Source organism: Ruminococcus sp. J1101004sp1_RTP21198st1_B9_RTP21198_201120, from assembly GCF_040924245.1.
Lineage (GTDB): Bacteria > Bacillota > Clostridia > Lachnospirales > Lachnospiraceae > Blautia_A > Blautia_A faecis.
Map to the genome: position 1 here is coordinate 22727 of NZ_JBCOMI010000025.1, position 24650 is coordinate 47376.

Here is a 24650-nt window from a genome sequence, read left to right on the forward strand (position 1 = left end):
AACTGTTGATGGAAAATTAAAATATAAAGATTCCAAAGGGAATTTTACAGAAAATTCTAAAGAGAAAGTTAAAAAATATAAAGAAGAAATAATTGAAATTTTGAAGAAAAAACAAACGATAGACGAGTTTATTACGGATAATGATTATGAAACTAATGTATATCCTTTGACTGATGTGCAAGCAGCCTATTTAGTTGGAAAAACAGAAGCTGTGAAGTGGGGTGGAATTGGATGTAAAGGATATATTGAGGTTGATTTTGGTTCCTACAGTGCAGAAGAACTATCAAGAGCTTGGAAAGTATTGGTAAATAGGCATGAAATGCTAAGAGCGAAAGTAACAGAGGTCGGATTTGAAATTTTAGAGAGAGATGAGATTGATTATGAAATTAAAATAGTAAATCTACAAAAAATGGCAGAGAGGGAAAAAGTAGATACTTTATCTAAGATTAGGGAAGATTTTAGTGAATATGTTTTTCATACGGAGGAACCTCCATTATTTAAAGTGCTAATAACGAAGCGTATAGAAGGAAATTTTTTCCATCTACTTGTTGATTTAATTGTTTCAGATTTTGCAAGTGTGCAACTTCTGATTTCTGAAATGGGAGAACTTTTGAAAGGAGCTTCATTAGAAAAAATAAGGTATAAGTTTTCAGATTATGCAATGTTCAATCAACAACGTAAAGGAAGTTTAAAATGGCATCAGGATAGAATGTATTGGTTAGAAAGACTGAAAAAATTGCCGGAGGCTCCAATTCTTCCACAAGATGGACGAGCCGCAGATAAGTGTGAAAATACATATGAATTTTATCGATTTCAGAAACATATTAATCAGTCTGACTGGAAACGTATAAAGGAAATTGCAGGAGAATACGGAGTAACAGTTTCATCGGTGCTTATTGGTATATACGCAGAAGTTATTTCAAGGTGGAGTTCGAATAAACATTTTACACTCAATTTACCAATTCAAAATAGACCAACTATCGGAAATAATACTAATTCCATAGTAGGAGACTTTACAGCAGTGAACTTGCTAGAAGTAAATGTAACTCAAAATATGAGTTTTATAGAAAGAGTCAAAGAAATTACAAAAAGATTGATGGAGGATTTAGAGCATAATTCTTTTTCTGGTGTCGAAGTGCTAAGAGAACTGAGTAAAGTGTCTGAAGAAAAGGAATTATTAATGCCGATCGTATTTACAGGGGTTTTGAAGACTGATGGCACTGTAGGCACTATTGAATATGGGTTTAGTCATACCCCTCAAGTATGGATTGATTGTCAGATAGTCGATGAGATAGATTCAGAAGATCAAGAAAAAGGCCTGATGATAAGCTGGGATACAAGAAAAGGTGCGATAAAAGAATCTATTGTAACGGAGATGTTTGAGTCTTTTACTGAAACAATAAGAATACTTGGAATAAAACATTCGGAAGAATGGAAGAATCCATTGGAAATTATAGTGCCAAGTGCGAGTAAGAAAAAAGTAATTTGCGAACGAAATAAAGGTATTACGAATCAATCACGTATTCAACAGAGATTTGTTAAGTATGCGAAAAAGAATTCTAATAAAACTGCCGTAATAGATGCTGTTGAAACAGTGACATATGGAGAATTGTTGGAAAGAGCAGAATATATAGCAGGTTATTTAAGAAAAGAATTTGTGGAAAATAGAACTGGACTGGTTGCGATAAGAATGAAAAAATCTGTAAATCAAATTGCAGCAGTAATGGGTGTTTTGATTGCTGGATTTTCTTATTTACCTATTGATATAAAACAGCCATTGGCACGACAAGAAAAAATTTTATCAAAAGCAAATGTTATTGTGGAATTGGATGAGAAAAAAGTAAATATGATACTTCAGAATTTGGAATACCGATTAGAAAAGCATCCAGAATTCCAAAATCCTATTGCATATGTAATATTTACTTCTGGCTCTACAGGAGAGCCTAAAGGTGTAGTAATGTCACATACTGCGGCACAAAATACTCTTATATCTATTGAAAATATGTATAATATCTCGGAAGAGGATACAATCCTTGGTATTGCGGAACTGTCATTTGATCTTTCTGTATTTGATATATTTAGTGTATTGGGAGTTGGTGGAACATTAGTATTACCGAATCCAGAAAAAGGACCAGATGCATCCCATTGGGGCAGATTACTTAATGAATACAAAGTGACCTTGTGGAATAGTGTTCCAGCGCAGGCGGAAATGTTAGATGCTTTTGCGTCTAAATCGGAGAGTTATCCGACAGTTAGATTAGTACTGTTATCCGGAGATTGGATAAATACTAGTCTGCCAGGAAGACTAAGAAAGATTATGACCAACGCTCAAATGATTAGTTTGGGAGGCGCTACGGAAGGTGGGATTTGGTCTATATATCATGAAATTGATGAAATAGAAGAAAGGCCTACTATATTATATGGAAAAGCTTTGCTTGGACAGTGGATGGGAGTTGTAGACGAGGAATTGAGAATTTGTCCGGAATATGTTTCGGGGCAAATTGCCATAGGAGGATATTCTTTGGCAGAAGGCTATTTAGGAGATACAACATTAACAAAAGAAAAATTTGTTTATGTGGAAGAAGAAAAGAACAGGATTTATCTCACTGGAGATAATGGAAGATATGTAGAGAATGGCGACATTGAATTTTTAGGCAGATTAGATAATCAGGTAAAAATCAATGGGCATAGAATAGAAATTGCGGAAATAGAAAATGCAATACGTGGAATGCAAAATATTGAAGATTGTTGCGTGGTTTATAATCAAAGTATAGGGAAGGGTGTGCTGATAGCTTTTATAAAAAATAAAATATCGAGCATTTCCTATACGAAAGAAGAATACAGAAAGCAGTTAGCCTTTTTTTTGCCACCAGCAATGATTCCTTCAGAGTTTGTAAATGTAGAGAGGTTTCCACTTTCTACTAATGGCAAAATAGACAGAAAAGGACTGGCAGAGAGTATACAAAAGAACATCAAGGTAAAGCATAATGCAAAAGCAACTTTAATTTCGCAAAAGAAGGAATATGTAGAACTTGCTAAAAGTATCAAAAAAATCGTATGCTCTATTTCTGGAAATGATTATATTGATTATGAAGATAATTTATTAGAAAATGGACTTGATTCTTTGTTATTATCTCAGATTTCTGGGCGCATAGTTAGTGACATACAAGAAGCACAAGGCATGAGATTTGATGAAATATTACGGGCATCGTTGACGATGCCAACAATTATGGGGATTGCTCAGTATATATCGGATTGTAAAAATCCTTCAAAAAATCAAATGCATAGTAATGCAGGAAATCAAACAAGAAATTCATATACTGTTGTATATATATTTGGGGATAACGAAAATGAAATAAGAGATGTTCTTATAGAAAAGTTGAGCGCTTCAAACATAAGTTGTAAGAGAGTGGGAGGGCAAGAAATAATTGAAAGATGTCATGAAGACATAAGTGTTAAAAAGAAATATATTATTGCCTTTTCCGAAATGGCTTCTTTATGCATAACTAAGGCAAGTGAACTATTGGGGGAAAACATTATTATTAACCGCATTTTTTTAATAAATCCATCTAAAGCAAAAGAAAGTGATTTATATTTAGGAGATATAAGCATAATTGACGGAAATTCAGTTGCTATTAAATCTTGGGAAAAGGCTGTTTTAGGTAACGTTAGAGAATTTGAATCTAATAGTAATGACATTTTTGATATTATTATGAGGGAACTAGAAAATGATAAATAATCGCAGAACAATCTGTATTCTTGGCGGAACAGGTACTGTTGGTGTGACAGCGTGTAAGGTTTTAAGTAAGTTAGGCTATTCATTAAGAGTCAGTGTACGGAATATAGAAACAATAAAAGATACAGGAATGTATATGGCTCCCAACATCCAATTATTTGAACTTGATATTGATAAGGAAAGTAATATTGGAAAATTCTTTAAAGGAAGTGATTTGGTAATAGGAGCAATCGGACCTTCCGCAGACTATAGTGAAAAAATGTTACTTGAAGCAATGGCAGAGAATATTCCGTATGTTGACCCAGGAGGAATTCATTTAATTAGAAAAATGAGGAATTCTAGCATGAAAGGTACCGCTATAGTTGGTTCGGGAATATTTCCGGGGTTATCAGGATGGATGTTGTCTTCTGTGCTTAAAGAAGCTTTCAATGATGACTTAATAGAGATGATTATTGGAGGTGTCTATAATTTTTCAAAAGCTGCCGCAATCGATTATGTGGAAGAAATAAAAAGTTATAAAGCTGGAATTCCTATGGCATGTGTGCGAAATGGAAAAATTTTACCTGCTCAGAAAAGAAGTCCGCTGAATCTTCCAACAAGAATTTCGAAATTATCTATATTGCCATATGTTACAGAAGAAATTCAAGAAATTATACAAGGGAAATATATGCTTAATATTGATTCATATACGGCGGCACCTGTAAGTTTATTTTCAATAGTAAATAAGGCGCATTGTCAAAAAAAAGATTTAGTAAATGCATTAATGGGACAGAAAAATAGCAACCAAAAAGCTTTTATATGGGTAAGACAAAATAAAGGAAATGATAGTAGATGCATTTATTTTGAAGGAAAAAATCCGAGTGTTTTAACTGGCGAAATATTAGCGATTACTGCCAATGCAATATTTGAAATGCCTAGGAAGGATGGAATTTATACAATGGCAAGTTATCTTGAAAAATATCAAGTGTTAGATGAACTTAAAAAAATAGATAAGTTCAAATCAGAGGGAAAGATATGAAGAAAAAACAGATTTTAGTATGTGGAACAGGATTTGGGAAAATTTATTTGAAAGCTATTGCAGAAAGTAAAGAATATGAGCTTATGGGTATATTGGGAAAAGGAAGCGATAGATCCAGACTTCTTTCAAAGAATCTAAATGTGCCAATGTATACGGATATTAAAGAAATAAATCAAAATGTTGATGCAGCATGTGTAGTTGTACCTAATGCGGCTGGAGGTGGAAACGGTGCCAATATAGCTAAAAGTATACTTGCAAAAGGGATACCAACATTATTAGAACATCCTGCTCATGAGGTAGAAATTGTTAATTGTATAAGAGAATCCGGAAGTGCCGCTTTTATGTTGAATCCATTTTATCGGTATATCAAGCCAATTCGAGATTTTTTAGAGGCGGCACAAATAATAAGTAAACATGCTCATCTTATAAATGCATCCTTGGAATGCGCTATACATGTATTATATGATGGAATAGATATATTGGGGTGTGCGTTGGGAGGCTTATCTACATGGAAATTGGGAAATGTAGCAGAATCTTATACAACTTCTATGGCAGGAGGGGGTAACAGAGTTATTAGTGGTATAATTGGAATGGTTCCGGTAACATTTATAGTGAATACCAATGTGGATCGTAACGATATAGACCATCCATTACATTTATATCATAGAATAGAATTGACATTTTCCACAGGGCGGCTCTGTCTGGTCAATACCCATGGTCCGGTAATATGGCTTCCTTTCTTGCATATGCCAAGAGATGAATATGGAACACTAAGTATTAATGTAGAAGAGGAAGTAAATATACCCTCTGGTGTTACTATAGGAAATGTAATGTTACCATCAGTAAAAGAAACGTTTGAACAAATATGGCCGGATGCAGTAAAGAAAGCTTTAGAGATTTTATTTAAGCAAAATAGAACAGAAAAAATGTCCATGGCGCAATATCAAATATATGTATCAAAATTATGGTCTGAAATATGTCAGAAAGTGGGCTATATGAATATCGTTGATTATGACAATTTTGGTGACATAAAAAGTATATTTTATGATTTGGAAAAAAGACATTTAATAAAAAAGGAGAATGACGGGATTGAATGAAATTGAGAATGTATACGGAGAGACAGTAGAATTTTATGATTTATCAGCTCTTTCACAGATAGGGAACAAAAAAATTGTTTTAAACAAATTTGCTGATATGGTTAAGGATTTAGATGGAATCATTTTGGATATAGGTGCAGGAACTGGAAAAACAACAATAGAGATGGCTAATATGATATGTGATAAAGAAATAATTGCTTTAGAACCATCGGCTTATATGAGAACAGCGTTTATGGCAAGATTAATGGAGCATAATGAAGTTAAAGAGAGAATTTCTCTATTGCCGATAGATGTAGGTAAATATTCATTTCGAGATAAAATAAGTGGTGTAATGTGCATGGGAGTACTTGGACATTTAAAAAGGGATGAACAAGAAAAATTATTGTATAAATTAGATAAAAATTTGAATATAAATGTCCCAATCCTGATAGAACTTTTAGAACCGAAATTTCTTGTTGCGCCAGTAGGAAGTAGAATATCGGTGGCTACTCAAGGAAGATTGCGCTATGAGACGTATATTACCGATATAAAGCAAGTGGGGATGGATCAATGGACATGGAGATTGACCTATAAAGTTTTTTGTGGTAAAAACATAGTTAGTACTGTAGATAGCCTAATGTCGTGGAATTATCAGAGTGTGGAAAAAATTTTAAACCAATTGACAAAAATGCACTTTAGAACAGCTAAATTATCAGAAACATTATTACTTGCAATAAAAGCACGATAAATATGAACTTCAGATAAAATTAACTCTCGAACTGTCAGGTGTTCCTAAAATGCCATATTTATAAGATAATTTAGCGATGTGCAGGGAGAACAATGAGAATTAATATTAAATTGTCAGTACAATGGGTTTTAAAAGTGACTTTATCGTCTTGTGAGATGCAGAAAGAAATGGAAGTAAGTGAAGTTTGTAATTTACATTAAGTAGTGTCTGCTTTTTACATGATTACAAAATTTGACTTTTTACTTTGGAAGTTGTAAAATTTAATTAGTCTTATCTAACTTCGGGAGGAATGCTTGTACATGACAAACCAATACATGAATAATCTTTATCGTGATCTGCTCTCTAATTCACCGCAGACAATAACCATAGATATTCCAGCAGACATGGGGACAGGGCAGATTTTACAGGTGGTCACGAAACAGGGAGCAGTTGTTTCGGACTGGAAAATGAATTATTTTTCAGATATGAACGTGCAGGGAGTGAGTAGCGAAGAATACATTCAAATGTTGTTCTGCTTCAATGATGGTGTTTCCTGGAATATTGCAGATAGCCGACAAAGTATCAGCATACAAAAAGGTGAGTCCTGTATTTATCGTGGACACGGGAAAATGGAATATCTGTGCTATTCCAAACAAAACGATTTCCTTTTCAAAAATGTAAAAGTACCACTGTCGTATTTCCGTAAAATTATGAATGACTATTTTGATGTTGGTGAGATTGAGGTTTATCAGAAAAAACTATTGGAAGGTATATCAAAAGTAGGTATTACTCCCTATATGGAGCACATTTTTGCGGAACTGAAAGACTTCACGCAATATCGCGGCGGATTGGGATACCTGTTTTTGGAAAGCAAAGTTTTTGAGTTGTTATCTGTATATTTGAGTGAGATTTTGGAACTGAGTATTCTTGCGTCAACTTATATAGCAATTTCCAGAAGTGACCGAGAATCCATCATAGAAGCGAAGAGAATCATTGACAGTCAGCTTGCTTTGGCACCAAGTTGTGAGGAATTGGCGCGAAAAGTCAATATTAGTACTTCAAAATTGTCAAAGGGTTTTTCCTCGCTGTTTGGAACATCGGTTCATGCGTATATTATAGATCAGCGATTGGAAAAGGCGGCAAGTCTACTATTAGAAAGTAATTTGAACGTAAGTCAGGTGGCAGCATTTGTAGGCTATTCAAAACCGAGTAACTTTGCTGCGGCATTCAAAAAGAAGTATGGGGTAATTCCTAAAAACTATAAAACGGAAAATACGATTGGTTAAAATTAAAAAATACCGATTTTGGGTAGAATAAAACCGTTTTTGGGTTGGAAATGTAGGCGTAAATTGTTATTATATGTGGTGTAGTTAGAAAATACTAACTACACCATTTTTTAGATAGGAGGATACTGGTATGAGTTCCCAGAAAAAAAGTTCCCGGCTTGAGGGAAAAGATTTAATTACTATCGGCATCTACACCGTCATCTATGTCGTCATTGTTATGCTGGTGGCGATGCTTGGCTTCATCCCCATTTTTATTCCGCTGATGGCGGTGCTGTGTCCTTTGATTGGCGGCATCCCCTATATGCTGTATGTTACAAAGGCTAAAAAATTCGGGATGACTGCAATCATGGGTTTCCTGATTGGTCTAATCATGGTGTTCTTCGGCAACGGCTATCTTACTATGGTAACTGGTCTTGTTGGCGGCCTGTTGGCTGACGTGATCCTGAAAAAGGCAGACTACAAAAGTGCAAAGAGTACAGTTCTTTCCTGCGGTGTGTTCAGCATCTGGGTGTTTGGCAACTTTGCTCCCATTTTCCTGAACCGTGAAAGCTATATGGTAATGCTGACTGAAGGATACGGCACTGAATATGCAGCTACCCTTAATACATATATGCCTATGTGGATTGCGCCTATTTTGCTGGTTGCCTGCTTTGTGTTTGGCCTTGTCGGAGGTATGATTGGGAAAGCCATTTGCAAAAAGCACTTCCAGCGTGCCGGTATTGCATAATGGCGCGGGAAATTCTGCTCAGCAAAAAAACAGAACAAGGGTTGCGGCTCGATCCGCGTACAAAACTGTTGCTCATCTTCATCATAAGCATTTTTGTCATGGGTGGAACAGGCGGAGAAGCTATGGGACTGATCCGCCTTGTTCTTTGTGTGGTTCCGGCTATATTGCTGCTTACCTCGAAACAATGTGCAAAAGCTGTGGGCTATATTGCTGTGTTTTCTGTTTTTTATGCTGTCCAAATTTATGTTTTGCCGCACCTTACGGGGATATTGAATTTCCTTGTTCTGTTTACAACAGGATTCTTCTGCCGAATCCTTCCCAGTGTTGCGATTGCTGCCTATGCAGTGAAAACAACAACGGTCAGTGAATTGATTTCCGGCATGGAAAGAATCCATATGCCTAAAGAAGTGACGATCCCCTTAACGGTCATGTTCCGCTTCTTTCCAACTGTCTTTCAGGAGTCAGAAGCAATCAGTGACGCTATGAAAATGCGTGGGATTAAACTTGGAGGGAAAAAATCTTCAAAAATATTGGAGTATAAGCTGATCCCGATGATTACCTGCTCCGTGAAAATCGGTGAGGAACTTTCCGCTGCGGCAATTACCCGTGGCCTCGGTGCTCCTGTCAAACGCACAAACATTTGCCAGCTTAAATTCAATTTTGCCGATGTGGTGCTGATCTTGTTTTGTTGCTTTGTAGTGTTTTGGGCGATTGCTTCCCCGATAATTTCCGCAGGAGGGATTTTGCCATGATAGATTTTCAAAATGTTTCTTTTTCTTATGGTGAAGAATCCAGCGGCGGAGGGATTAGAAATGTCAATCTCACCATAAACACAGGGGAATTTGTTTTACTCACGGGAGAATCCGGCTGTGGGAAAACAACGATTACCCGTTTGGTAAATGGGCTGGTGCCTCATTATTACGAGGGCAAATTAGAGGGCGATGTCCTTCTGGACGGAAAAAGCGTATCAGATACGCCGCTTTATGACTTGGCTGCTATGGTGGGATCTGTATTCCAGAATCCCAAAAGTCAGTTTTTCAACGTGGATACGGATAGTGAATTAGCCTTTGCCTGTGAAAATTTAGGCTATCCTCAGGAGGATATCCTGAAAAGGATTGACCGGACAGTTTCCGATTATCATATTGAAGATTTGATGGGGCGAAGCGTGTTTGCTCTGTCCGGAGGCGAAAAGCAAAAAATAGCCTGTGCTTCATCAAGTGTATTGCTGCCGGGAATTATGGTCCTGGACGAACCATCTTCTAATTTGGATATGGCTGCTATTGATGACCTGCGGCAGGTCCTAAGCCTCTGGAAAAAGCAGGGCAAAACAATTCTGATCGCAGAACACCGCCTTTACTACCTTCACGATCTTGCAGATCGTATGCTGTATGTAAAAGATGGGGAGATTGAACGGGAATACACGCCTGCTGAATTTGACAGCTTATCGGATGGCACTCGAAAAGAAATGGGGCTGCGGCCGTTTTCTCTCTCGAAGTTGAAGCCTGCGAATCAGTATCAGGCGCATACAGCTAAACAGATGGAATTTCAAAATTTCTGCTTTGCGTATAAAAAGCGGGAACCGGAAAGCCTCCATATTCCGAGTGCAGAACTGCCTGTTGGAGAAACGATTGCCATTATCGGTCTGAATGGCGCTGGAAAATCTACTCTGGCCCGCTGTATTTGCGGACTGGAAAAGAAGTGTGGCTTTTTGCAGGTTGAGGGGAAAACCCTTGATTGGAAAGCCCGGCTCAAACATTGCTACATGGTAATGCAGGATACCAGCCATCAGCTATTTACCGAAAGCGTGGCGGATGAAGTGCTTCTGAGCATGGACAACAAGGATGAAACTGTTGTGGATAAAATCCTTAAACAGTTTGATCTGCTGGAATATAAAGACAGGCACCCGCTTTCTCTTTCCGGCGGGCAAAAACAGCGGGTAGCGATCGCGTCTGCCATTGTGAGTAACCGGGAGATCATTGTGTTTGACGAACCAACAAGCGGGCTTGATCTCAAACATATGCGGGAAGTTGCGCGGAGTTTGAAGTCACTCGCGGATCAGGGCAAAACGCTTCTTGTTATTACGCATGATCCGGAGTTGGTGATGGCGGGATGTTCGTATGTAGTCCATATGGAAAAAGGGCAAGTAAAAGAAAGCTATCCATTGGACGAATCCGGCAGTAAAAAGGTTTTGGATTTTTTCCGAATCCGCCAGTGAATTTTAGAAATTATGAATGTCAGGGCCGCCTTGACTGGACAGAAAGATAATGATAAGAGGCCGCTTTACTTTGGCGGCCTCTTGTTTTTGAAGCACAGACAGTACGGCTCAATATAAGGAGGGCTTATGTTCAAAAAAATCTTTGAGTACGCAGGGCCATATAAGAAAAATATGTATGTGGCCACGGTTGTCGTACTGGTCAGCGTTCTTATGGGCATCCTGCCTTTTGTGCTGGCCTATCAGGTCATTTCGCCATTGGTTATGGGCGATTCTGTTGAAACAGAATTTGTTTTATTGCGTGTTATAGGGGTTTTGATCTGTCTTGTTTTGCAGGCGTTTTTTTATGGATGGGGATTATCAATTTCTCATAAAGCAGCATATAACACATTGTTCCGGCTGCGGGTATCTCTGCAAAAGAAGTTTGAGAAACTTCCCCTTGGCATTGTGGAGGAAAAAGGGACAGGGACAATCAAAAAGCTGTTTGTCGATGATGTGGACAGCTTGGAATTGCTCCTTGCTCATTCAGTCCCAGAGGGTATCGCAAATTTACTGATCCCGCTGGTGATTTATGTTGCTATGTTTTGTGCGGACTGGAAACTGGCTCTTATGTCTTTGGCCTCTATCCCGATCAGCCTGCTCTCCATGGTCATTATGTACTCTGTTGGAATGAAGCGCATGGGTCCCTACTATCAGTCTGCACAGAAAATGAACAACACGATCATTGAGTACATCAATGGTATGGAGGTTGTCAAGGTTTTCAACCGGGAGAGCGAATCTTACGAGAACTTCCGCAAGGATGTAACGGACTATCGGGATTATACCTTGGCATGGTATAAGGCCGCCTGGCCCTGGATGGCGATATACGGAAGTCTACTGCCCTGCACTGTTATTCTGACTTTGCCTCTTGGGGCATGGTTTGTTCTCTGTGGCATAAGCACTTTACCTGATTTGATTTTAGTCCTCTGCCTTTCCCTCAGCATTGGGATTCCTCTCCTGAAAGCACTGGGCTTTATGGAGACGATTCCGAATCTGAATTATAAGATCACGGCACTTGAACAGATGTTAAATACGGCACCGCTGCAAGCTGCTGAGGATGATTTCCACGGACAGGATTTTAACATTTCTTACGATCATGTTTCCTTTGCGTATCAGACGACACAGCCTGGCCCAGATGGGAAACCGATAATAGCGGAAAACGAAGTCCTCCACGATATTACCTTTGTGGCACAAGCAGGACAAAAAACTGCCCTAGTTGGTGAATCCGGTTCTGGCAAGAGCACCCTTGCAAAACTGTTGATCCACTACTATGACCCGCAGAAAGGGAGCATTTCCATTGGCGGGCAGAAACTTTGTGATATGAGCCTGGAGGCATTGAACAGCCGCATTTCCTATGTGGCTCAGGATCAGTACCTGTTTAACACCTCCCTGCTGGAAAATATCCGTCTTGGACGTTTGGATGCTACCGATGAGGAAGTAATGCAGGCGGCGAAGAAAGCCCGGTGTATGGAGTTTCTGGAAAAGCTGCCGCAAGGTATTCACTCCATGGCGGGCGATGCGGGGAAAATGCTTTCCGGGGGGCAGCGCCAGCGAATTTCCCTGGCGCGGGCAATATTGAAGGATGCCCCGATTGTAGTGCTTGACGAGGCCACGGCCTATGCTGATCCAGAAAATGAGGAAAAAATGGAGGCTGCTATTGCGGAGCTGGTGGAGGGAAAAACCTTGGTAGTTATCGCTCACAAACTTCCCGCTATAATGAACGCAGATCAAATATGCGTTATGGATCACGGAAAGATGGTGGCAACCGGAAAACATCAGGAGCTGATTCAAGCTTGCCCAGAATACCAAAGGTTGTGGAAAGCGGCTCAGGACAGCGCCGAGTGGAAAGTATCTACTGCAAAGGAGGGAAGATAAATGTTTGCATTGATTTCAAGAATCCTGAACCTCTCCGGGAGGTATAAAAGCCGTATTCAGGCTGCATTTCTATGTGCATTTGTCGAGTCCATTCTCTCCAAAATGCCGATCTTCATGGCATTTATTGTCTTGGCCGGGTTTGCTGATAATACGCTGACTGGAAAGACCTGTCTGTTTGTCGGACTTGGATTATTAGCTGTTGTAGTGGTTCAGACAGTGGTTCACTATTTGAGCGACCGTCTGCAAAGTGCCGCTGGATTTATGATCTTTGCTGATAAACGGATGGAGTTGGGAAATCATTTAAGAAAAATGCCGATGGGTTACTTTACATCGGGGAATATTGGCAAAATCAGCTCTGTTCTCAGTACGGATATGGTATTCATTGAGGAAGTTTCTATGAGTACCATTGGCAACATGATGAGCTATATGCTGTCTACTTTGGTTTTAGCTGTTTTTATGTTCGTACTGGATTGGAGACTTGGGCTGATTGCGGTAATCATTACCTTGCTGGCATCACTGGTTGCAAAATATATGAATAAGGTTTCCTTCAAGGAGGCTGTCGGGCGTCAAAACCAAAGCGAGAATTTGACGGATGCGGTCTTGTCTTTTGCTGAAGGAATTGGGGTTATCAAAAGTTACAATCTGCTCGGAGAAAAATCTGACGAATTAACGGAAAACTTCAAAAAATCAAGGGATGTCAATACGAAGTTTGAGCAGAAAATGACACCGTGGACCACTGGCTTAAACATTCTCTATGGCGTGGGTATTGCCGCTATCTTCGGTTTATCCGTTTTTTTACATCAGGAAGGCGTACTCTCCCTGGCTTATCTTTTGGGCGTGCTGCTGTTTGTCTTTGATCTCTTTGGACCTCTGAAAGCTCTTTATGGAGAAGCAACCCGACTGACCGTGATGAATGCCGCATTAGACCGCATTGAAGCTGTTTTGGACGAGCCCGAACTTCCCGATAACGGAAATCAACATATTCTGTCACAGGCACAGCCGGATCAGCCAGAAGTACAATTTAGCGATGTGGGCTTCGCCTATCAGGACAAGGAAGTCCTGCACAACATCAGCTTCTCTATGCAGAAGAATACCATGACCGCACTTGTGGGACCGTCTGGCGGTGGCAAATCCACGATTGCGAACCTTCTGGCGCGGCTGTGGGATGTGAAATCCGGCAAAGTGACAATCCGTGGTACAGATATTCGGGATGTACCTCTCGCCGAACTGATGGAACAGATCAGCATGGTTTTCCAGAGGGTGTACTTGTTCCAGGATACCATTTACAACAATATCAGCATGGGTAAACCGGACGCTACCGAGGAAGAAGTCTATGAGGCTGCAAAAAAAGCCCGCTGCTATGATTTTATCATGGCGCTGCCAGATGGATTCCAGACAGTCATCGGTGAAGGCGGCGCTACTCTGTCCGGCGGCGAAAAGCAAAGAATCTCTATCGCCCGATGCATTTTGAAGGACGCACCGATTGTCATTCTGGATGAAGCGACTGCAAGTGTTGATACCGATAATGAAAGCTATATCCAGGAGGCAATCAATGAGCTGGTAAAGGGTAAAACATTACTTGTGATTGCACATCGCCTGAATACCATCCGTCAGGCAGATCAGATTTTGGTGATCTCTGATGGACGGATCAGCGAACAGGGAACCCATGACGAGCTTATGGCAAAAGCCGGGATTTATCAGGATTTTGTAAATATCCGTAAAAAGGCTTCCGGCTGGAGCCTTGCATAAAGGAGGAACCGATGAAGATTCATGCGTCCGGGGAGGATTATCTGGAGGCTGTGCTGATTCTTCAAAAGAAGCAGGGTATGGTCCGATCCATTGATCTTGCCCGGCACATGGGATTCAGTAAACCGAGCATCAGCCATGCAGTAGGTGTGTTAAAGAATGGCGGTTTCCTGACTGTCGATGAAGATGGATACCTCAATCTGACTAATGCCGGGCGGGAGGTTGCCGAGAAAATTTATGAACGCCATCAGTTCTTTACGGAGCAGCTTGTAGCTGTCGGGGTTGATCGGGAAACTGCAGAAAGAGATGCCTGTCGGATAGAACATGTAATCAGTGAAGAAGCTTTTGAAAAATTGAAAACTTCGGTTGAAAAAAAGTATTAGTACAATGTTGATTCACCGAATCTTTTATGTTCATCATACTATAGAATTGTTGAGAAACGTGAAACAGGGTATGAAACTCGTATACTAAAAGACATTCAGAGTGGAATTACACTAGAAACACTTATGGCAAAAGGACATAGGAAAACGCCGGAAGAAAAAGCAGCTGTTGCGAAACAAAAGAGGAAACAGAGGCGAGCAAAACGGAAAAAAGAAGCAAGAGATAATCTGACCAAAGAAGAGATCTTGCAAGATGACCGATTTTTCTGTATTGCTGGTTATACCTCCGGAGGTGCACCGTATGGTGTCACCTGGGAGGAAAAGGATTTGAAACCTTGGGAAGATTGGGAAGAAAATGAGTGAGTTGCCAGTGCAATCTTATTTTTCTCTTGTGACAGAAACAGGTTCCTTTTTTGCCGGAAGTAAGTCTGAACTGATCTCTGGAGCATCGAGCAGTGCAGTGAAATTTTGCTGAATGATCTCTAGGGTTTTCTGCTTTTTCTGCAATTCCTGTTTTTCCCGGACAGTAGCATCCTGTTCAGATTCAAGATTTTCAATCCGCTTCTGGATTTTATTAGAGCTTGGGATTTTGGTGACACCGAGATCCTGAAGCTCTTTTTTTAGTGAATCGTGGAGCTGGTATTCTGCCTGATGTTTGGTGCGGTATGCTTTTGGATTTTTAGCAGATTTACAATCTTCAATTACTTTACGACAAAGCCGGTAAGAATCGCAGTGTTTCTGAATGACTTTCTGCGTGCTCAGCTCACTGTTGATTTGTGCTATTCTTTGGTCGGCAACTTTCACAGAAGCTTCAATGTCAGATACATGCTGCCTGAAATCGTCATAATTCAGCAAGTTATTTTCGGAAAGATAGTTGAAGGTATGGGCTGCCTCTTTTAGATTATTGAGCTTTGCCCATCGTTCAAATCCCTCTCGATTTCCAGTTGTGACATAAGTGGAGATATTGATATACAAGCGAGCTTCTCTGGACAGATGTCTTGGAGTTTTTACTTTGCTACGATTTTTAGCCAGACGGATGCGAACATTTTCTTCGGAATAATAGCTTCCGAGAGATTTCATATAAGTGAAGTTCTTCTGCTCCGGTGCACGGAAGGACAGGTGCTTTCCCTGCCGGACTTCATATCCGGCTAACTGCATCTTTTGCAGAAATTCCTCATAGTTGATGGAAGTCCAGATTGATTTATCAACTGCGACACGTAGCTTGGCTTTCCAACTGGTGCCACGATGATATTCCATGTTCTCTTTATAGCTTTTACCTTTTTCTCCGGTTGGCATGCTGGTGGCAAGTCCATTTTCATGGCAGATACGATTACTGATTCTGCAGAGTTTATGGTAGCTCCGCTTATTGGAAACATACTTGTGATGATCAACAAAGCTTGTAGCGTTGAAGATGATATGATTGTGAATATGATTTTTGTCAACGTGTGTGCTGATCACGTACTCATATTTTCCTTTCAGCACTTCGTCAGCAAATTGTTGACCTAAGCGATGGGCATTTTCGGCATCAACTTCTCCAGGTTTAAATGATTGGATCAGATGAAATGCCAGGTTATCGCCTTTATCCATTCCATTCTTTTTTGCCATTTCTCTTGTCATAGAAAATTCAAGATCTGCAGTTTCCGGGGAACAGCCAAAACTGGAAACTAACAGTTTTTCATCTGTCTTATCTGGATTTGTAATATAGTCCAAAGCTTTCTTGTCAGTTACCTTAATGGGGAAGATTTTAAGATACGCCATAATTCTTTCACCATCTCTTTCAATTCTTGCATTTCTTCTGGATATAGATCTCCGGTGGTATTTACCTTTTTTGCAATCTGGTTGATATTTACACCAATCTTGTGCATTTCCTCATACTGTTTCTTCAGTGGGGTGGTATCGGTGTTGACGATGTAACCGTCGATTGCCATCTTACGCAGATAAGCTCCCATGTTTTTGGTTTTTGATTCTATCATCTTCCTGCGTATAAGCTTCCTTTCTTCTTCGGTGACATAAAAATGGATTTCTTTGTTTCTCTTTCTTTCAGCCATTGGTGGGTTCTCCTTTCTGAGAGGACAGTAGTATCGTTGCTTTCAACGTTTTTCAATTTAGGGCAGGGTACCCTAAATTGGGATTTCCCGGAAGTGTATCCTCACTTCCTGTCCTTGCTGTTTTACCTCTCTATTAGTTAAAGTCAGGAGAACCGGGAAAATGCAAAAGAATTTGGCAGGTAGTACGGGATACGAAAATGTGGTATGATTATGGGCAGGATATCAGAAGAATCAGGAGTTGAATAGATTGTGAAGAAAGAAGAAATTTTTGAATATGTGCAGAAACAGTATGGCACGATTCCGGAATATTTATGGAGTAAACTACCGGACAGTGCAGTACTTCGACATAAGAATGGGAAATGGTATGCAGTGATCATGACGGTTGAAAAATCGAAACTGGGATTAGAAGGAAGAGAGATGGTTGATATCATTGACGTAAAGTGTGATCCGGACATGACAAATATGATTATTCAGACTTATGGATTTTTACCTGGGTATCATATGAATAAGCAGCACTGGATCACTATTTTACTGGATGGTTCGGTCAGCGAAGCAAAGGTACTGGACTTTTTAGATATGAGTTATGACCTGATTGATGGAGCAGGCAGAAAGGAAAACAAATGAGAAAAGCAATCGTATATGCATCTGTGCATCATGGAATTACACTGATTTTTGAGCAAAAGGAAAACCGGGGATTTTATTCCTCGGTTTTTCGGCTGTTATGCTTCAGTCTTCAACTTGAAAAATATCTTCTACAGGCACTTTCAGGTAATGGGCCAGCCGGATTGCAATCTCAAGAGAGGGATTACGTTCTCCACGTTCGATGCGGCCTATAGTCTGGCTGCAGGAACCTATGGCTTCAGCCAAATCTGCTTGAATGAGATTCCGTTCTTCACGAATATCTTTTAATGTATTATTGATTGCCATTCAATCACTTCCTTTGCTTATTGTTATCAGCAGGATCATGAACCTGCTGTTGAAATCTAATGAAATCCCGGAATTTCTGCACCTTTGCATTTTCCGATTACTTTTCCAAAAATCTTAAAAGAGTCAGATTCCAAAACTTGGATAGGACGATATTTTTGATTTAAAGAAATCAGATAAACACCATCTGGCTCATCGTGTAATTCCTTGATGTAAGTATTACCGTTGAGATAGAAGATTCCAATTTCACCATTAGCAAGAGAATCTTTTTTCTGAATCCATGCGACATCGCCTGTATGATAAAGTGGTTCCATACTGTCACCGGAGATCCGTACACCAAAGTCAGTCTGCTCAGGAGCAAGGTGTCCTACGTCATAAGTTTCTTTTACAGAATCTTCCAGGTAATTTCCAGTACCAGCAGAAACTGGTTCCCAGGTAATTTCTACAGGATGATGGAATGGGATAATCTTTGCAGACAGTGGAGAAAACTTTTTAGAAGCTTTCAAAATATCAGCAAATTCAATCAATTTATTTCTGCCTTCTTCATTCAATCCACTCATAATGTTATATGGATTTTCTCCAAAGAAAGATTCATATATATCTTCGATATCAAGTAACTGGCAAAGTGTCAGGAAAACATGTAAAGCTGGTTCTCGTGCATTGGTCTCCCATTTGGAGATTGCTTTTGTAGTGACCTGAATACCTTCCTGAGAAAGCAGGTCTACCAGATCTGATTGAGAGTATCCTTTCTTTTTTCTATTTTCTGCTAATATTTCCCCGAAATCACGCATTTGTTCGCCTCATTTCTATTTGAATTTTCTATATGCATTATACCGTATGTTAGAAATAAAATCAACAATAATCTCCAAAATGGAGAAAATACAACCAAGATGTTACTTGACTATCTCCGGAATGTCGATATATACTAAACATACAGAAATTGATAAGACATCATATTGAAGGAAACAGCTAGGAGGTGAAAAGTTTGAGTGAGCGTGTGATCCTGCATAGTGATATGAACTGTTTTTATGCCAGTGTAGAAATGCTACATCATCCGGAATTTGCAGGAATGCCTCTGGCAGTAGGTGGCGATCCGGAAGCCCGGCATGGGATTGTGCTGACAGCAAATTATATTGCAAAGCAAAAAGGTGTAAAGACCGGAATGGCATTATGGCAGGCAAAACAGATTTGTCCGGAAATCATATTTGTACCACCACGGATGGATTTGTATTTGAGATTTTCAAAGATGGCAAGAGAAATCTATTCGGAGTATACGGACAAGATCGAGCCATATGGAATTGATGAAGCCTGGCTGGATGTATCGGACAGCAGAAATCTGAAAGGAAGCGGAATGACGATTGCAAGAGAAATCAGCCATCGGATTAAATACGAACTGGGTGTAACGGTAAGTATTGGAATTTCCTGGAATAAGATTTATGCGAAACTTGGTTCAGATTATAAAAAGCCGGATGCAATCACAGAGTTTAATCGAGAAAATTATAAAGACAGGATATGGCAGCTTCCAGCGTCAGATTTGCTTTATGTCGGAAGACAGACAAATAAGAAATTGCAAAAACTTGGAATCCGGACAATCGGGCAACTTGCGGAATCAGACGAAAAGTTGTTAGAGAGTCATTTTGGAAAAATAGGAAATGTATTATGGGCTTTCGCAAATGGCTGGGATGAAGATCCGGTTTGCAAGGAAGGATATGAAGCACCAGTAAAGTCGATAGGTAATAGCACTACAACACCGAGAGATCTGGAAAATGATCTGGATGTCTGGATCATTCAAATAGCATTGGCAGAAAGTGTAGCTGCACGATTGCGGAAACATGGATTTAAATGCAAAACAGTAGAAATTACAGTTCGAGATAATCGATTGTATAGTTTTTCCAGACAGATACATTTACGACAGCCAACGAATATTACAAACGAGATTGTAACTGCAGCATTTCAGCTATTTAAAGATAATTACAAATGGGAACATCCCATTAGAAGCCTGGGGATCCGAGCTGCGGATCTTGTGTTAGATGATATTCCCGTGCAGTTGGATTTATTTGGAAATCAGGAGAAAAAGGAAAAGTTAGAGAAGCTGGATCGTACTGTAGATGAGATCAGACGACGGTTTGGTTATTTCAGTATACAGCGAGCGGCAATGTATCAGGATAAAGTCTTATCCCACTTAGACGCTGGTACGCACACGATCCATCCACATAGTTATTTCCATGGGTAATTGGAGGGATAGATTTGAAAAAAGCATTAACCAGAAAACAGGAAGAAAGTTATCAGTGTATTTTACGATATACCAATGAACATGGATATCCACCGACAATACGGGAATTTGGAAAATTGATCGGGGTGAAATCAACATCATCAGCATTTTCCAGAATCAAGCAGTTGGAGTTAAATGGATATATCCGCAGAATCCCGGCATCGCCAAGAGCAATTGAGATTTTATAGTGAGGTGTCGGCATGAACAAAGTATATGTAGATGTAGTAGCAGAGTTTCGGAAAGACGGACAGCTGGTTCCCATATTTTTTACATGGGAGGATGGAAGAAAATATAGTATTGACAGAATTTTGAAAATCGAGCGATGCGCCAGCAGAAAGGCAGGCGGTGTAGGAATGATGTACACCTGTATGATACAGGGGCAGGAAAGCCACTTGTTTTACGAAGTGGATAAATGGTTTATGGAGAGAAAAACAGCATAAGGAGAGATTGGTATAGACGATATTATTTGGATTATTAATCGGCAGGGATAGTCACTTTCCCTTTATATTCCTGTAGGTTTTACATAAGAAGATGGATTCCGGTCAGCAAAGGCAGCTCCCACAATGCCTTTTGGATATCCGCTTCTGCAAGTTGTAGTAAGTAATTGCTTCCCATCAAAATCATGGGGAAAGCGAACTGGTCTGAAAGACCGCCAGTTAGTGTGATGATGATAAGGAGATTTTGAAACTGATGACAGACAGAGATTATGCAATTAAATCAATGAAAGAGATTACCTTCCAGATGGCAAGTCATGCACAGGATTATCTGGAAGTTACAATCGAAAGACATTATACTGATATTAAAGAATTGATGACAAGCTATCAGAAATTGATTTTGGAAAATCAGATTGTGTTAGAAGAACTGGATATGGAATGCCAGGAGAAAATCAATGAAGATATGGCATATGCATTGAGTTATCTGAGCATTTATAACAACCAGCTGAATGTGCCAAAGATGCACCGGGAGATGAATAATCTGATGATTATTTATGGATTGTCGGACATGATCTATCGGGGAATGACTTTGGTGAAGTTCTATGCACCGAATGGTGTGATGCTCAGTGAAATCCTTCACTCCTGTTTTTGCAGTCATTATAATAAGACAGATGTGGAAGTACAGCAGGAGTTAGGAATAGGCAGGACTTCTTTTTATAAAATGAAGAAGCAGGCACTTGGGTATTTAGGATTTTATTTTTATGAGATCGTGGTACCGCAGGCAAAGGATAAAAGATTTAAACCGTCACTGGGCGTTGAGGAAGAGTAGGTGAATAATATGAGATACGAAGATTCGATGAAAGGTGTAGCTGCTCAGATAATCAAAGAACAGCTGAGAGCCAGTAAAATTAAAAACAATCCAGAAGATTTCCATTGGCATGATGAATATGCAACGTTGAATTTCTTTCGGTTTATCTGCAAAAATATCGGTAACTTGGGAAATGGAGAAATTGAAAAAATGGTCACACGCTTGAAAAGCATAGATCAGAAAGCAGTGGAAAACCATGTGAATGGTGCTGTTTGGGCATTTGATTATGATAAGATGTTCTGTGTATTGATGGAGAATGAAATTTGCCGAAAGGTGTGCGAAAAGAATAAATATAATAGTTGGATGAAGCTGATTGGACAGTATTGTATCTCAATGGCTTAAAGATAAAGAAAGTTGCTGGAGAGAAAAAATATTCTCCAGCAACTTTGTCTTTGATGAATAAAGGTCAATTTTTTATTTAACTATTCTCACTATTATTTGATTCAGTGATTTTTTTCTTCTTTGGAGAAACCAGTTTGTGACCGGAATAAATGGACATGCCCATACAAAGCAATGAAGAATAGGCAAAGTATTTATGTGCAGTCATAGATTTTTTGATTCCAGAATAAATGCATCCCAACATACAGAAAAGTGCGCCTAAGGACCAGTATTTATGTGATTTCATGATTTGATACCTCCTTTGATTTAACTGATTCAATCATAACGCTTTTTTACGAAAATGCAAAGAAAAACTTTGAATATAGTTCTGTAGAATTAGAACTTGGCTTTGCGATTCTGTATATTTAAGATATCCACAAGTATACTAAATTCAGAACGATTATTCGTTCTGGAGGAGGTGTTACGATGGATTTGAAAGCAGTAGGACAGCGAATCAAATCAGCACGAGAAGCAAAAAATCTCACGCAAGAGGAACTGGCTGCATTAGTAAATTTAAGTCCAACGCATGTGAGTGTAATAGAGAGAGGCTTGAAAGTTACAAAATTGGATACCTTTGTTACAATTGCAAATGCATTAGATGTTTCAGCAGATACTCTTTTGATTGATGTTGTGGCACATTCAGTTACAGGTGTTACCAATGAGCTGACAGAAAAAATTGAAAAACTTCCGATCAAAGAGCAGAAAAAAATGATCAAAGTAATTCACACATTATTGGAAGAGTGATATGACAAACTGGGAAGAGCGAGTAGCTCTTCTTTTTTTGACCTTTTATTCAGCTTTAAGTTGTAAAGTGTCTTTTCATGATAATAGAAATATGCTAAATTAGTTCCATAGAACAAGGTGTAATTCTACTTATATATTGGAGGAAAATGAATGAGAGAGAAAACTATTTATGAGAAGATTGCAGAAAAGTACAACACAACACCAGAAGAGGTACGCAGAGAAATGCAGATAGCCATAGATGCAGGATTTGATAATCCCGATCCGGCTGTGCAGGAAGAATGGAAGAAAATGACACTTAAAGGAGACAGACCCACACCGGAAGAAGTAATCAATTACGCAGTAAAAAAACTAAAAGGAAAATAAAAATATGAAGAAAAAGATAATTGCATTGATTTCAGGAGCAGTGATCTTGATAATTGCTGCAGGAAGTATTTATGGGAAATCTGAATCTGGTCATAAGGAAGGCGAACCGGATGTAGTTGGAACATTTTCCGTAAATCGAGATGAAAATATTACAGTGGTTGCTAACCGGGGACATATCGGGGATAAAGAAGCTTTTGCAAGAGAACTTTTGCAGATGTACAAGGATGATTCATTTTATTCGACAAAATTCTCCACAGACAGGGGATATGCGACGAGCCTTGATATGAACATCTATTTATGGAAAGAGGATATTGAAGATGGGGAATCGGTAATGACAGCCGAATATAGACCTGTAGAATACGGAAAGGACTATGATGTAGTCAATCATCCTGATAAATTTCAACTATATATAGATGGAAAAGAAGTAGAAGAATAACACGATGAACTTTTTATACTGAAATATGTACGATTCCAATAATGATATGAACTTATGGGAATATATTGCGGATACTTTGTGAACTTTATCCTGATACAATGATTATGCTGATGAAAGAAGGCATAGATAACTGAATACAAGAAAGAGACGAAAGCCTCAGTAGTTAAGAAAAAACTACTGGGGCTTTTTTTCGTGCCTGAATTTCTCAGCCAATAACTGCGGGCGTATCCCGGCAGGATAAAGGCGGAGCAGGCATGATCTTAAACAGAGGTCCGCCTTCTGGATTTGAAACGAGCAACAAGATTTCAAATTCAGGAGGAACGGATATGTATATTGAACACCCATATTTTTACGAAGGAAAGTATTACGCAAATATTGATGGAGAAATGATCGAGATTACAAAAGAAGTTGCGTATGCGATGAATAATTTTTACAGAAGCAGCAAGGCAAAAAAAGTTGAGATTAAGAATGAACTGGGTGAGGTTGTGGATAAGATGCTGAGAGAAGTACCTTACAGCGGTCAGTCCATTGATGGAGAAGGCTTCATGATTGAGGATTTTCCAGATCTGAACTGTGATGTGGAGCACTGTGTACTGACAAAAATGGAACAGCAGGATATTCACACAGTGATCAATCAACTGAACTCAGAGGAACGCATGATTATTTATGGCATTTTCTTTGAAAACAAGACACAGACACAGATGGCGGAGATTATGGGGATTTCCAGACAGATGCTGTCATACAAGCTGAAATCCACTCTTAATAAGATGCGTGAAATGTATATGAATAAATTTTTTTAAAAAATTTTTCAAAATCTTTTGCATTTGCCAAAGTCATTTGACTTTAGTAATTAGAGGAAGTTAAAGGACTTCCTAAAATGAACCATGATAACTGAATATCCAATAATAACTGACGTGACATTTCATGCAAAGAGCACGAGGAAGATGCCGCTATAGGATTATAAGACAAAACAAAGATTTTTAGTTCAGTCTGTAATGCTGCGAAAAAGCACTGACCGAAGCCAGCTGGCAGGCTGGTGATGCGATGATATGTATGAGATGCGATACACTTGCAGATCCTGAGAAGTCTGTAACTGGTAAACCTATGAACTGCTGGAGCCTGGAAACGAGAGTTTCCGGGTTGTGGTCCGGAGTATGCATCTGGGCAGGTTATTATTCCCTTCCTGCATATGCGGGAGTAACGATTCGGGGTATCGAGGATAAATAGAATCGAGCGAGCACTGTTTAATAATCAAATTGGCTATAGAGGTTATGCGGCAGAGCTTTCCCTATGGGAAAGAAACTCTGCCGTATTCCTGTGGAGCCAATATAGCGCTATGGATGCTTTACAAATAAAAATAA

The 24650-nt window shown here is 39.3% G+C and carries 28 protein-coding genes; 23 read left to right on the plus strand and 5 right to left on the minus strand.

Annotated features, from left to right (window positions below; translation table 11 throughout):
• From AB5618_RS15660 to AB5618_RS15715, 12 genes are all read left to right on the plus strand, one after another.
• Window positions 1-3739: amino acid adenylation domain-containing protein (locus AB5618_RS15660; protein WP_368366908.1), on the plus strand; the 3739-nt coding region annotated here is incomplete at its 5' end.
• Window positions 3729-4754 carry an NAD-dependent epimerase/dehydratase family protein gene (locus AB5618_RS15665; RefSeq protein WP_055282716.1) on the plus strand — a complete coding sequence of 342 codons (1026 nt, stop codon included), beginning with the start codon at window positions 3729-3731 and terminating at the stop codon, window positions 4752-4754. The genes AB5618_RS15660 and AB5618_RS15665, both read left to right, overlap by 11 nt.
• Window positions 4751-5851, plus strand: a complete 1101-nt coding sequence (locus AB5618_RS15670) for a Gfo/Idh/MocA family oxidoreductase (protein ID WP_015528442.1) — start codon at window positions 4751-4753, stop codon at window positions 5849-5851. Before AB5618_RS15665 ends, AB5618_RS15670 begins: the two co-directional genes overlap by 4 nt.
• Window positions 5844-6578, plus strand: coding sequence for a class I SAM-dependent methyltransferase (locus tag AB5618_RS15675; RefSeq protein ID WP_055222064.1), 735 nt, complete (start codon window positions 5844-5846; stop codon window positions 6576-6578). The genes AB5618_RS15670 and AB5618_RS15675 overlap by 8 nt, the downstream gene beginning before the upstream one ends.
• A 299-nt stretch (window positions 6579-6877) precedes the next feature.
• On the plus strand, window positions 6878-7843 hold the full coding sequence (locus AB5618_RS15680; RefSeq protein WP_015528443.1) for an AraC family transcriptional regulator: 966 nt from the start codon (window positions 6878-6880) through the stop codon (window positions 7841-7843).
• A gap of 130 nt (window positions 7844-7973) precedes the next feature.
• Window positions 7974-8570, plus strand: a complete 597-nt coding sequence (locus tag AB5618_RS15685; protein WP_008395315.1) for an MptD family putative ECF transporter S component — start codon at window positions 7974-7976, stop codon at window positions 8568-8570.
• On the plus strand, window positions 8570-9322 hold the full coding sequence (locus tag AB5618_RS15690) for an energy-coupling factor transporter transmembrane component T (RefSeq protein ID WP_015528444.1): 753 nt from the start codon (window positions 8570-8572) through the stop codon (window positions 9320-9322). Before AB5618_RS15685 ends, AB5618_RS15690 begins: the two co-directional genes overlap by 1 nt.
• Window positions 9319-10785, plus strand: a complete 1467-nt coding sequence (locus AB5618_RS15695) for an ABC transporter ATP-binding protein (RefSeq protein WP_015568880.1) — start codon at window positions 9319-9321, stop codon at window positions 10783-10785. The genes AB5618_RS15690 and AB5618_RS15695 overlap by 4 nt, the downstream gene beginning before the upstream one ends.
• 126 nt (window positions 10786-10911) lie before the next feature.
• Window positions 10912-12696: an ABC transporter ATP-binding protein gene (locus tag AB5618_RS15700; protein ID WP_368366909.1), complete on the plus strand. Its 1785-nt coding sequence runs from the start codon at window positions 10912-10914 to the stop codon at window positions 12694-12696.
• The gene (locus AB5618_RS15705) at window positions 12697-14445 is read left to right on the plus strand and encodes an ABC transporter ATP-binding protein (RefSeq protein ID WP_015528447.1); all 1749 of its coding nucleotides are present in this window, start codon (window positions 12697-12699) and stop codon (window positions 14443-14445) included.
• A gap of 11 nt (window positions 14446-14456) precedes the next feature.
• Complete coding sequence (locus AB5618_RS15710; protein ID WP_015528448.1) at window positions 14457-14825, plus strand: metal-dependent transcriptional regulator; 369 nt, start codon at window positions 14457-14459, stop codon at window positions 14823-14825.
• 123 nt (window positions 14826-14948) lie between these two features.
• The gene (locus tag AB5618_RS15715) at window positions 14949-15185 is read left to right on the plus strand and encodes a hypothetical protein (RefSeq protein WP_015568877.1); all 237 of its coding nucleotides are present in this window, start codon (window positions 14949-14951) and stop codon (window positions 15183-15185) included.
• A gap of 15 nt (window positions 15186-15200) precedes the next feature.
• Here the strand turns inward: AB5618_RS15715 and AB5618_RS15720 are convergent, their stop codons facing one another.
• Both AB5618_RS15720 and AB5618_RS15725 read right to left on the minus strand, forming a co-directional pair.
• Entirely contained in the window at window positions 15201-16580 is a 1380-nt protein-coding gene (locus AB5618_RS15720; RefSeq protein ID WP_368366910.1) for a relaxase/mobilization nuclease domain-containing protein, read from the minus strand.
• A complete protein-coding gene (locus AB5618_RS15725) occupies window positions 16547-16870 on the minus strand; it encodes a MobC family plasmid mobilization relaxosome protein (RefSeq protein WP_015528451.1) in 324 nt (107 codons plus the stop codon). The genes AB5618_RS15720 and AB5618_RS15725 overlap by 34 nt, the downstream gene beginning before the upstream one ends.
• A 249-nt stretch (window positions 16871-17119) precedes the next feature.
• Here AB5618_RS15725 and AB5618_RS15730 point away from each other — a divergent pair, with 249 nt between their 5' ends.
• A complete protein-coding gene (locus tag AB5618_RS15730; protein WP_054356897.1) occupies window positions 17120-17494 on the plus strand; it encodes an MmcQ/YjbR family DNA-binding protein in 375 nt (124 codons plus the stop codon).
• A 102-nt stretch (window positions 17495-17596) separates the two neighbouring features.
• On the opposite strand, the gene AB5618_RS15735 is transcribed toward AB5618_RS15730, so the two are convergent.
• Both AB5618_RS15735 and AB5618_RS15740 read right to left on the minus strand, forming a co-directional pair.
• On the minus strand, window positions 17597-17797 hold the full coding sequence (locus AB5618_RS15735) for a helix-turn-helix transcriptional regulator (RefSeq protein WP_005344265.1): 201 nt from the start codon (window positions 17795-17797) through the stop codon (window positions 17597-17599).
• A gap of 56 nt (window positions 17798-17853) precedes the next feature.
• Complete coding sequence (locus tag AB5618_RS15740; protein WP_008688138.1) at window positions 17854-18585, minus strand: XRE family transcriptional regulator; 732 nt, start codon at window positions 18583-18585, stop codon at window positions 17854-17856.
• Window positions 18586-18779: 194 nt separating this feature from the next.
• On the opposite strand from AB5618_RS15740, the gene dinB reads away from it, so the two are divergent.
• From dinB to AB5618_RS15765, 5 genes are all read left to right on the plus strand, one after another.
• Window positions 18780-20027, plus strand: a complete 1248-nt coding sequence (gene dinB / locus AB5618_RS15745) for a DNA polymerase IV (RefSeq protein ID WP_024728258.1) — start codon at window positions 18780-18782, stop codon at window positions 20025-20027.
• Between the two features lie 14 nt (window positions 20028-20041).
• On the plus strand, window positions 20042-20254 hold the full coding sequence (locus AB5618_RS15750) for a DNA-binding protein (RefSeq protein WP_024720752.1): 213 nt from the start codon (window positions 20042-20044) through the stop codon (window positions 20252-20254).
• A 12-nt stretch (window positions 20255-20266) separates the two neighbouring features.
• On the plus strand, window positions 20267-20506 hold the full coding sequence (locus AB5618_RS15755) for a hypothetical protein (protein ID WP_005344271.1): 240 nt from the start codon (window positions 20267-20269) through the stop codon (window positions 20504-20506).
• Window positions 20507-20756: 250 nt separating this feature from the next.
• Window positions 20757-21329 carry a hypothetical protein gene (locus AB5618_RS15760; RefSeq protein WP_008688147.1) on the plus strand — a complete coding sequence of 191 codons (573 nt, stop codon included), beginning with the start codon at window positions 20757-20759 and terminating at the stop codon, window positions 21327-21329.
• Window positions 21330-21338: 9 nt separating this feature from the next.
• On the plus strand, window positions 21339-21710 hold the full coding sequence (locus tag AB5618_RS15765; RefSeq protein WP_054356898.1) for a hypothetical protein: 372 nt from the start codon (window positions 21339-21341) through the stop codon (window positions 21708-21710).
• 76 nt (window positions 21711-21786) lie between these two features.
• Here AB5618_RS15765 and AB5618_RS15770 read toward each other — a convergent pair whose 3' ends face one another.
• Window positions 21787-21993 (minus strand): DUF6219 family protein, encoded by a 207-nt coding sequence (locus tag AB5618_RS15770; protein ID WP_008688150.1) that lies wholly within the window; start codon window positions 21991-21993, stop codon window positions 21787-21789.
• A gap of 179 nt (window positions 21994-22172) precedes the next feature.
• Between AB5618_RS15770 and AB5618_RS15775 the strand changes: the two genes are divergently transcribed.
• The 5 genes from AB5618_RS15775 to AB5618_RS15795 all read left to right on the plus strand — a co-directional run bounded on the left by AB5618_RS15775 (window position 22173) and on the right by AB5618_RS15795 (window position 24516).
• Entirely contained in the window at window positions 22173-22490 is a 318-nt protein-coding gene (locus AB5618_RS15775) for a helix-turn-helix domain-containing protein (RefSeq protein ID WP_055282712.1), read from the plus strand.
• Between the two features lie 150 nt (window positions 22491-22640).
• Window positions 22641-22853, plus strand: a complete 213-nt coding sequence (locus tag AB5618_RS15780) for a sporulation initiation factor Spo0A C-terminal domain-containing protein (protein ID WP_029732086.1) — start codon at window positions 22641-22643, stop codon at window positions 22851-22853.
• Between the two features lie 4 nt (window positions 22854-22857).
• The gene (locus AB5618_RS15785) at window positions 22858-23289 is read left to right on the plus strand and encodes a hypothetical protein (protein WP_015568869.1); all 432 of its coding nucleotides are present in this window, start codon (window positions 22858-22860) and stop codon (window positions 23287-23289) included.
• Window positions 23290-23615: 326 nt separating this feature from the next.
• The gene (locus AB5618_RS15790) at window positions 23616-24089 is read left to right on the plus strand and encodes a sigma factor-like helix-turn-helix DNA-binding protein (RefSeq protein ID WP_172677211.1); all 474 of its coding nucleotides are present in this window, start codon (window positions 23616-23618) and stop codon (window positions 24087-24089) included.
• Window positions 24090-24342: 253 nt separating this feature from the next.
• On the plus strand, window positions 24343-24516 hold the full coding sequence (locus AB5618_RS15795) for a hypothetical protein (RefSeq protein WP_227155772.1): 174 nt from the start codon (window positions 24343-24345) through the stop codon (window positions 24514-24516).
• Window positions 24517-24650 lie beyond the last annotated feature (134 nt).

Bases quoted from the DNA above. Each gene is read 5' to 3' on its own strand.
- AB5618_RS15755 (WP_005344271.1), top strand. From the start codon at position 20,267: ATGAACAAAGTATATGTAGATGTAGTAGCAGAGTTTCGGAAAGACGGA.
- AB5618_RS15685 (WP_008395315.1), top strand. From the start codon at position 7,974: ATGAGTTCCCAGAAAAAAAGTTCCCGGCTTGAGGGAAAAGATTTAATT.
- AB5618_RS15705 (WP_015528447.1), top strand. From the start codon at position 12,697: ATGTTTGCATTGATTTCAAGAATCCTGAACCTCTCCGGGAGGTATAAA.
- AB5618_RS15680 (WP_015528443.1), top strand. From the start codon at position 6,878: ATGACAAACCAATACATGAATAATCTTTATCGTGATCTGCTCTCTAAT.
- AB5618_RS15795 (WP_227155772.1), top strand. From the start codon at position 24,343: ATGAGATGCGATACACTTGCAGATCCTGAGAAGTCTGTAACTGGTAAA.
- AB5618_RS15775 (WP_055282712.1), top strand. From the start codon at position 22,173: ATGGATTTGAAAGCAGTAGGACAGCGAATCAAATCAGCACGAGAAGCA.
- AB5618_RS15790 (WP_172677211.1), top strand. From the start codon at position 23,616: ATGTATATTGAACACCCATATTTTTACGAAGGAAAGTATTACGCAAAT.
- AB5618_RS15780 (WP_029732086.1), top strand. From the start codon at position 22,641: ATGAGAGAGAAAACTATTTATGAGAAGATTGCAGAAAAGTACAACACA.
- AB5618_RS15765 (WP_054356898.1), top strand. From the start codon at position 21,339: ATGAGATACGAAGATTCGATGAAAGGTGTAGCTGCTCAGATAATCAAA.
- AB5618_RS15720 (WP_368366910.1), bottom strand. From the start codon at position 16,580: ATGGCGTATCTTAAAATCTTCCCCATTAAGGTAACTGACAAGAAAGCT.
- AB5618_RS15700 (WP_368366909.1), top strand. From the start codon at position 10,912: ATGTTCAAAAAAATCTTTGAGTACGCAGGGCCATATAAGAAAAATATG.
- AB5618_RS15770 (WP_008688150.1), bottom strand. From the start codon at position 21,993: ATGAAATCACATAAATACTGGTCCTTAGGCGCACTTTTCTGTATGTTG.
- AB5618_RS15740 (WP_008688138.1), bottom strand. From the start codon at position 18,585: ATGCGTGATTTCGGGGAAATATTAGCAGAAAATAGAAAAAAGAAAGGA.
- AB5618_RS15695 (WP_015568880.1), top strand. From the start codon at position 9,319: ATGATAGATTTTCAAAATGTTTCTTTTTCTTATGGTGAAGAATCCAGC.
- AB5618_RS15735 (WP_005344265.1), bottom strand. From the start codon at position 17,797: ATGGCAATCAATAATACATTAAAAGATATTCGTGAAGAACGGAATCTC.
- AB5618_RS15715 (WP_015568877.1), top strand. From the start codon at position 14,949: ATGGCAAAAGGACATAGGAAAACGCCGGAAGAAAAAGCAGCTGTTGCG.
- AB5618_RS15670 (WP_015528442.1), top strand. From the start codon at position 4,751: ATGAAGAAAAAACAGATTTTAGTATGTGGAACAGGATTTGGGAAAATT.
- AB5618_RS15760 (WP_008688147.1), top strand. From the start codon at position 20,757: ATGACAGACAGAGATTATGCAATTAAATCAATGAAAGAGATTACCTTC.
- AB5618_RS15725 (WP_015528451.1), bottom strand. From the start codon at position 16,870: ATGGCTGAAAGAAAGAGAAACAAAGAAATCCATTTTTATGTCACCGAA.
- AB5618_RS15785 (WP_015568869.1), top strand. From the start codon at position 22,858: ATGAAGAAAAAGATAATTGCATTGATTTCAGGAGCAGTGATCTTGATA.
- AB5618_RS15690 (WP_015528444.1), top strand. From the start codon at position 8,570: ATGGCGCGGGAAATTCTGCTCAGCAAAAAAACAGAACAAGGGTTGCGG.
- AB5618_RS15710 (WP_015528448.1), top strand. From the start codon at position 14,457: ATGAAGATTCATGCGTCCGGGGAGGATTATCTGGAGGCTGTGCTGATT.
- AB5618_RS15665 (WP_055282716.1), top strand. From the start codon at position 3,729: ATGATAAATAATCGCAGAACAATCTGTATTCTTGGCGGAACAGGTACT.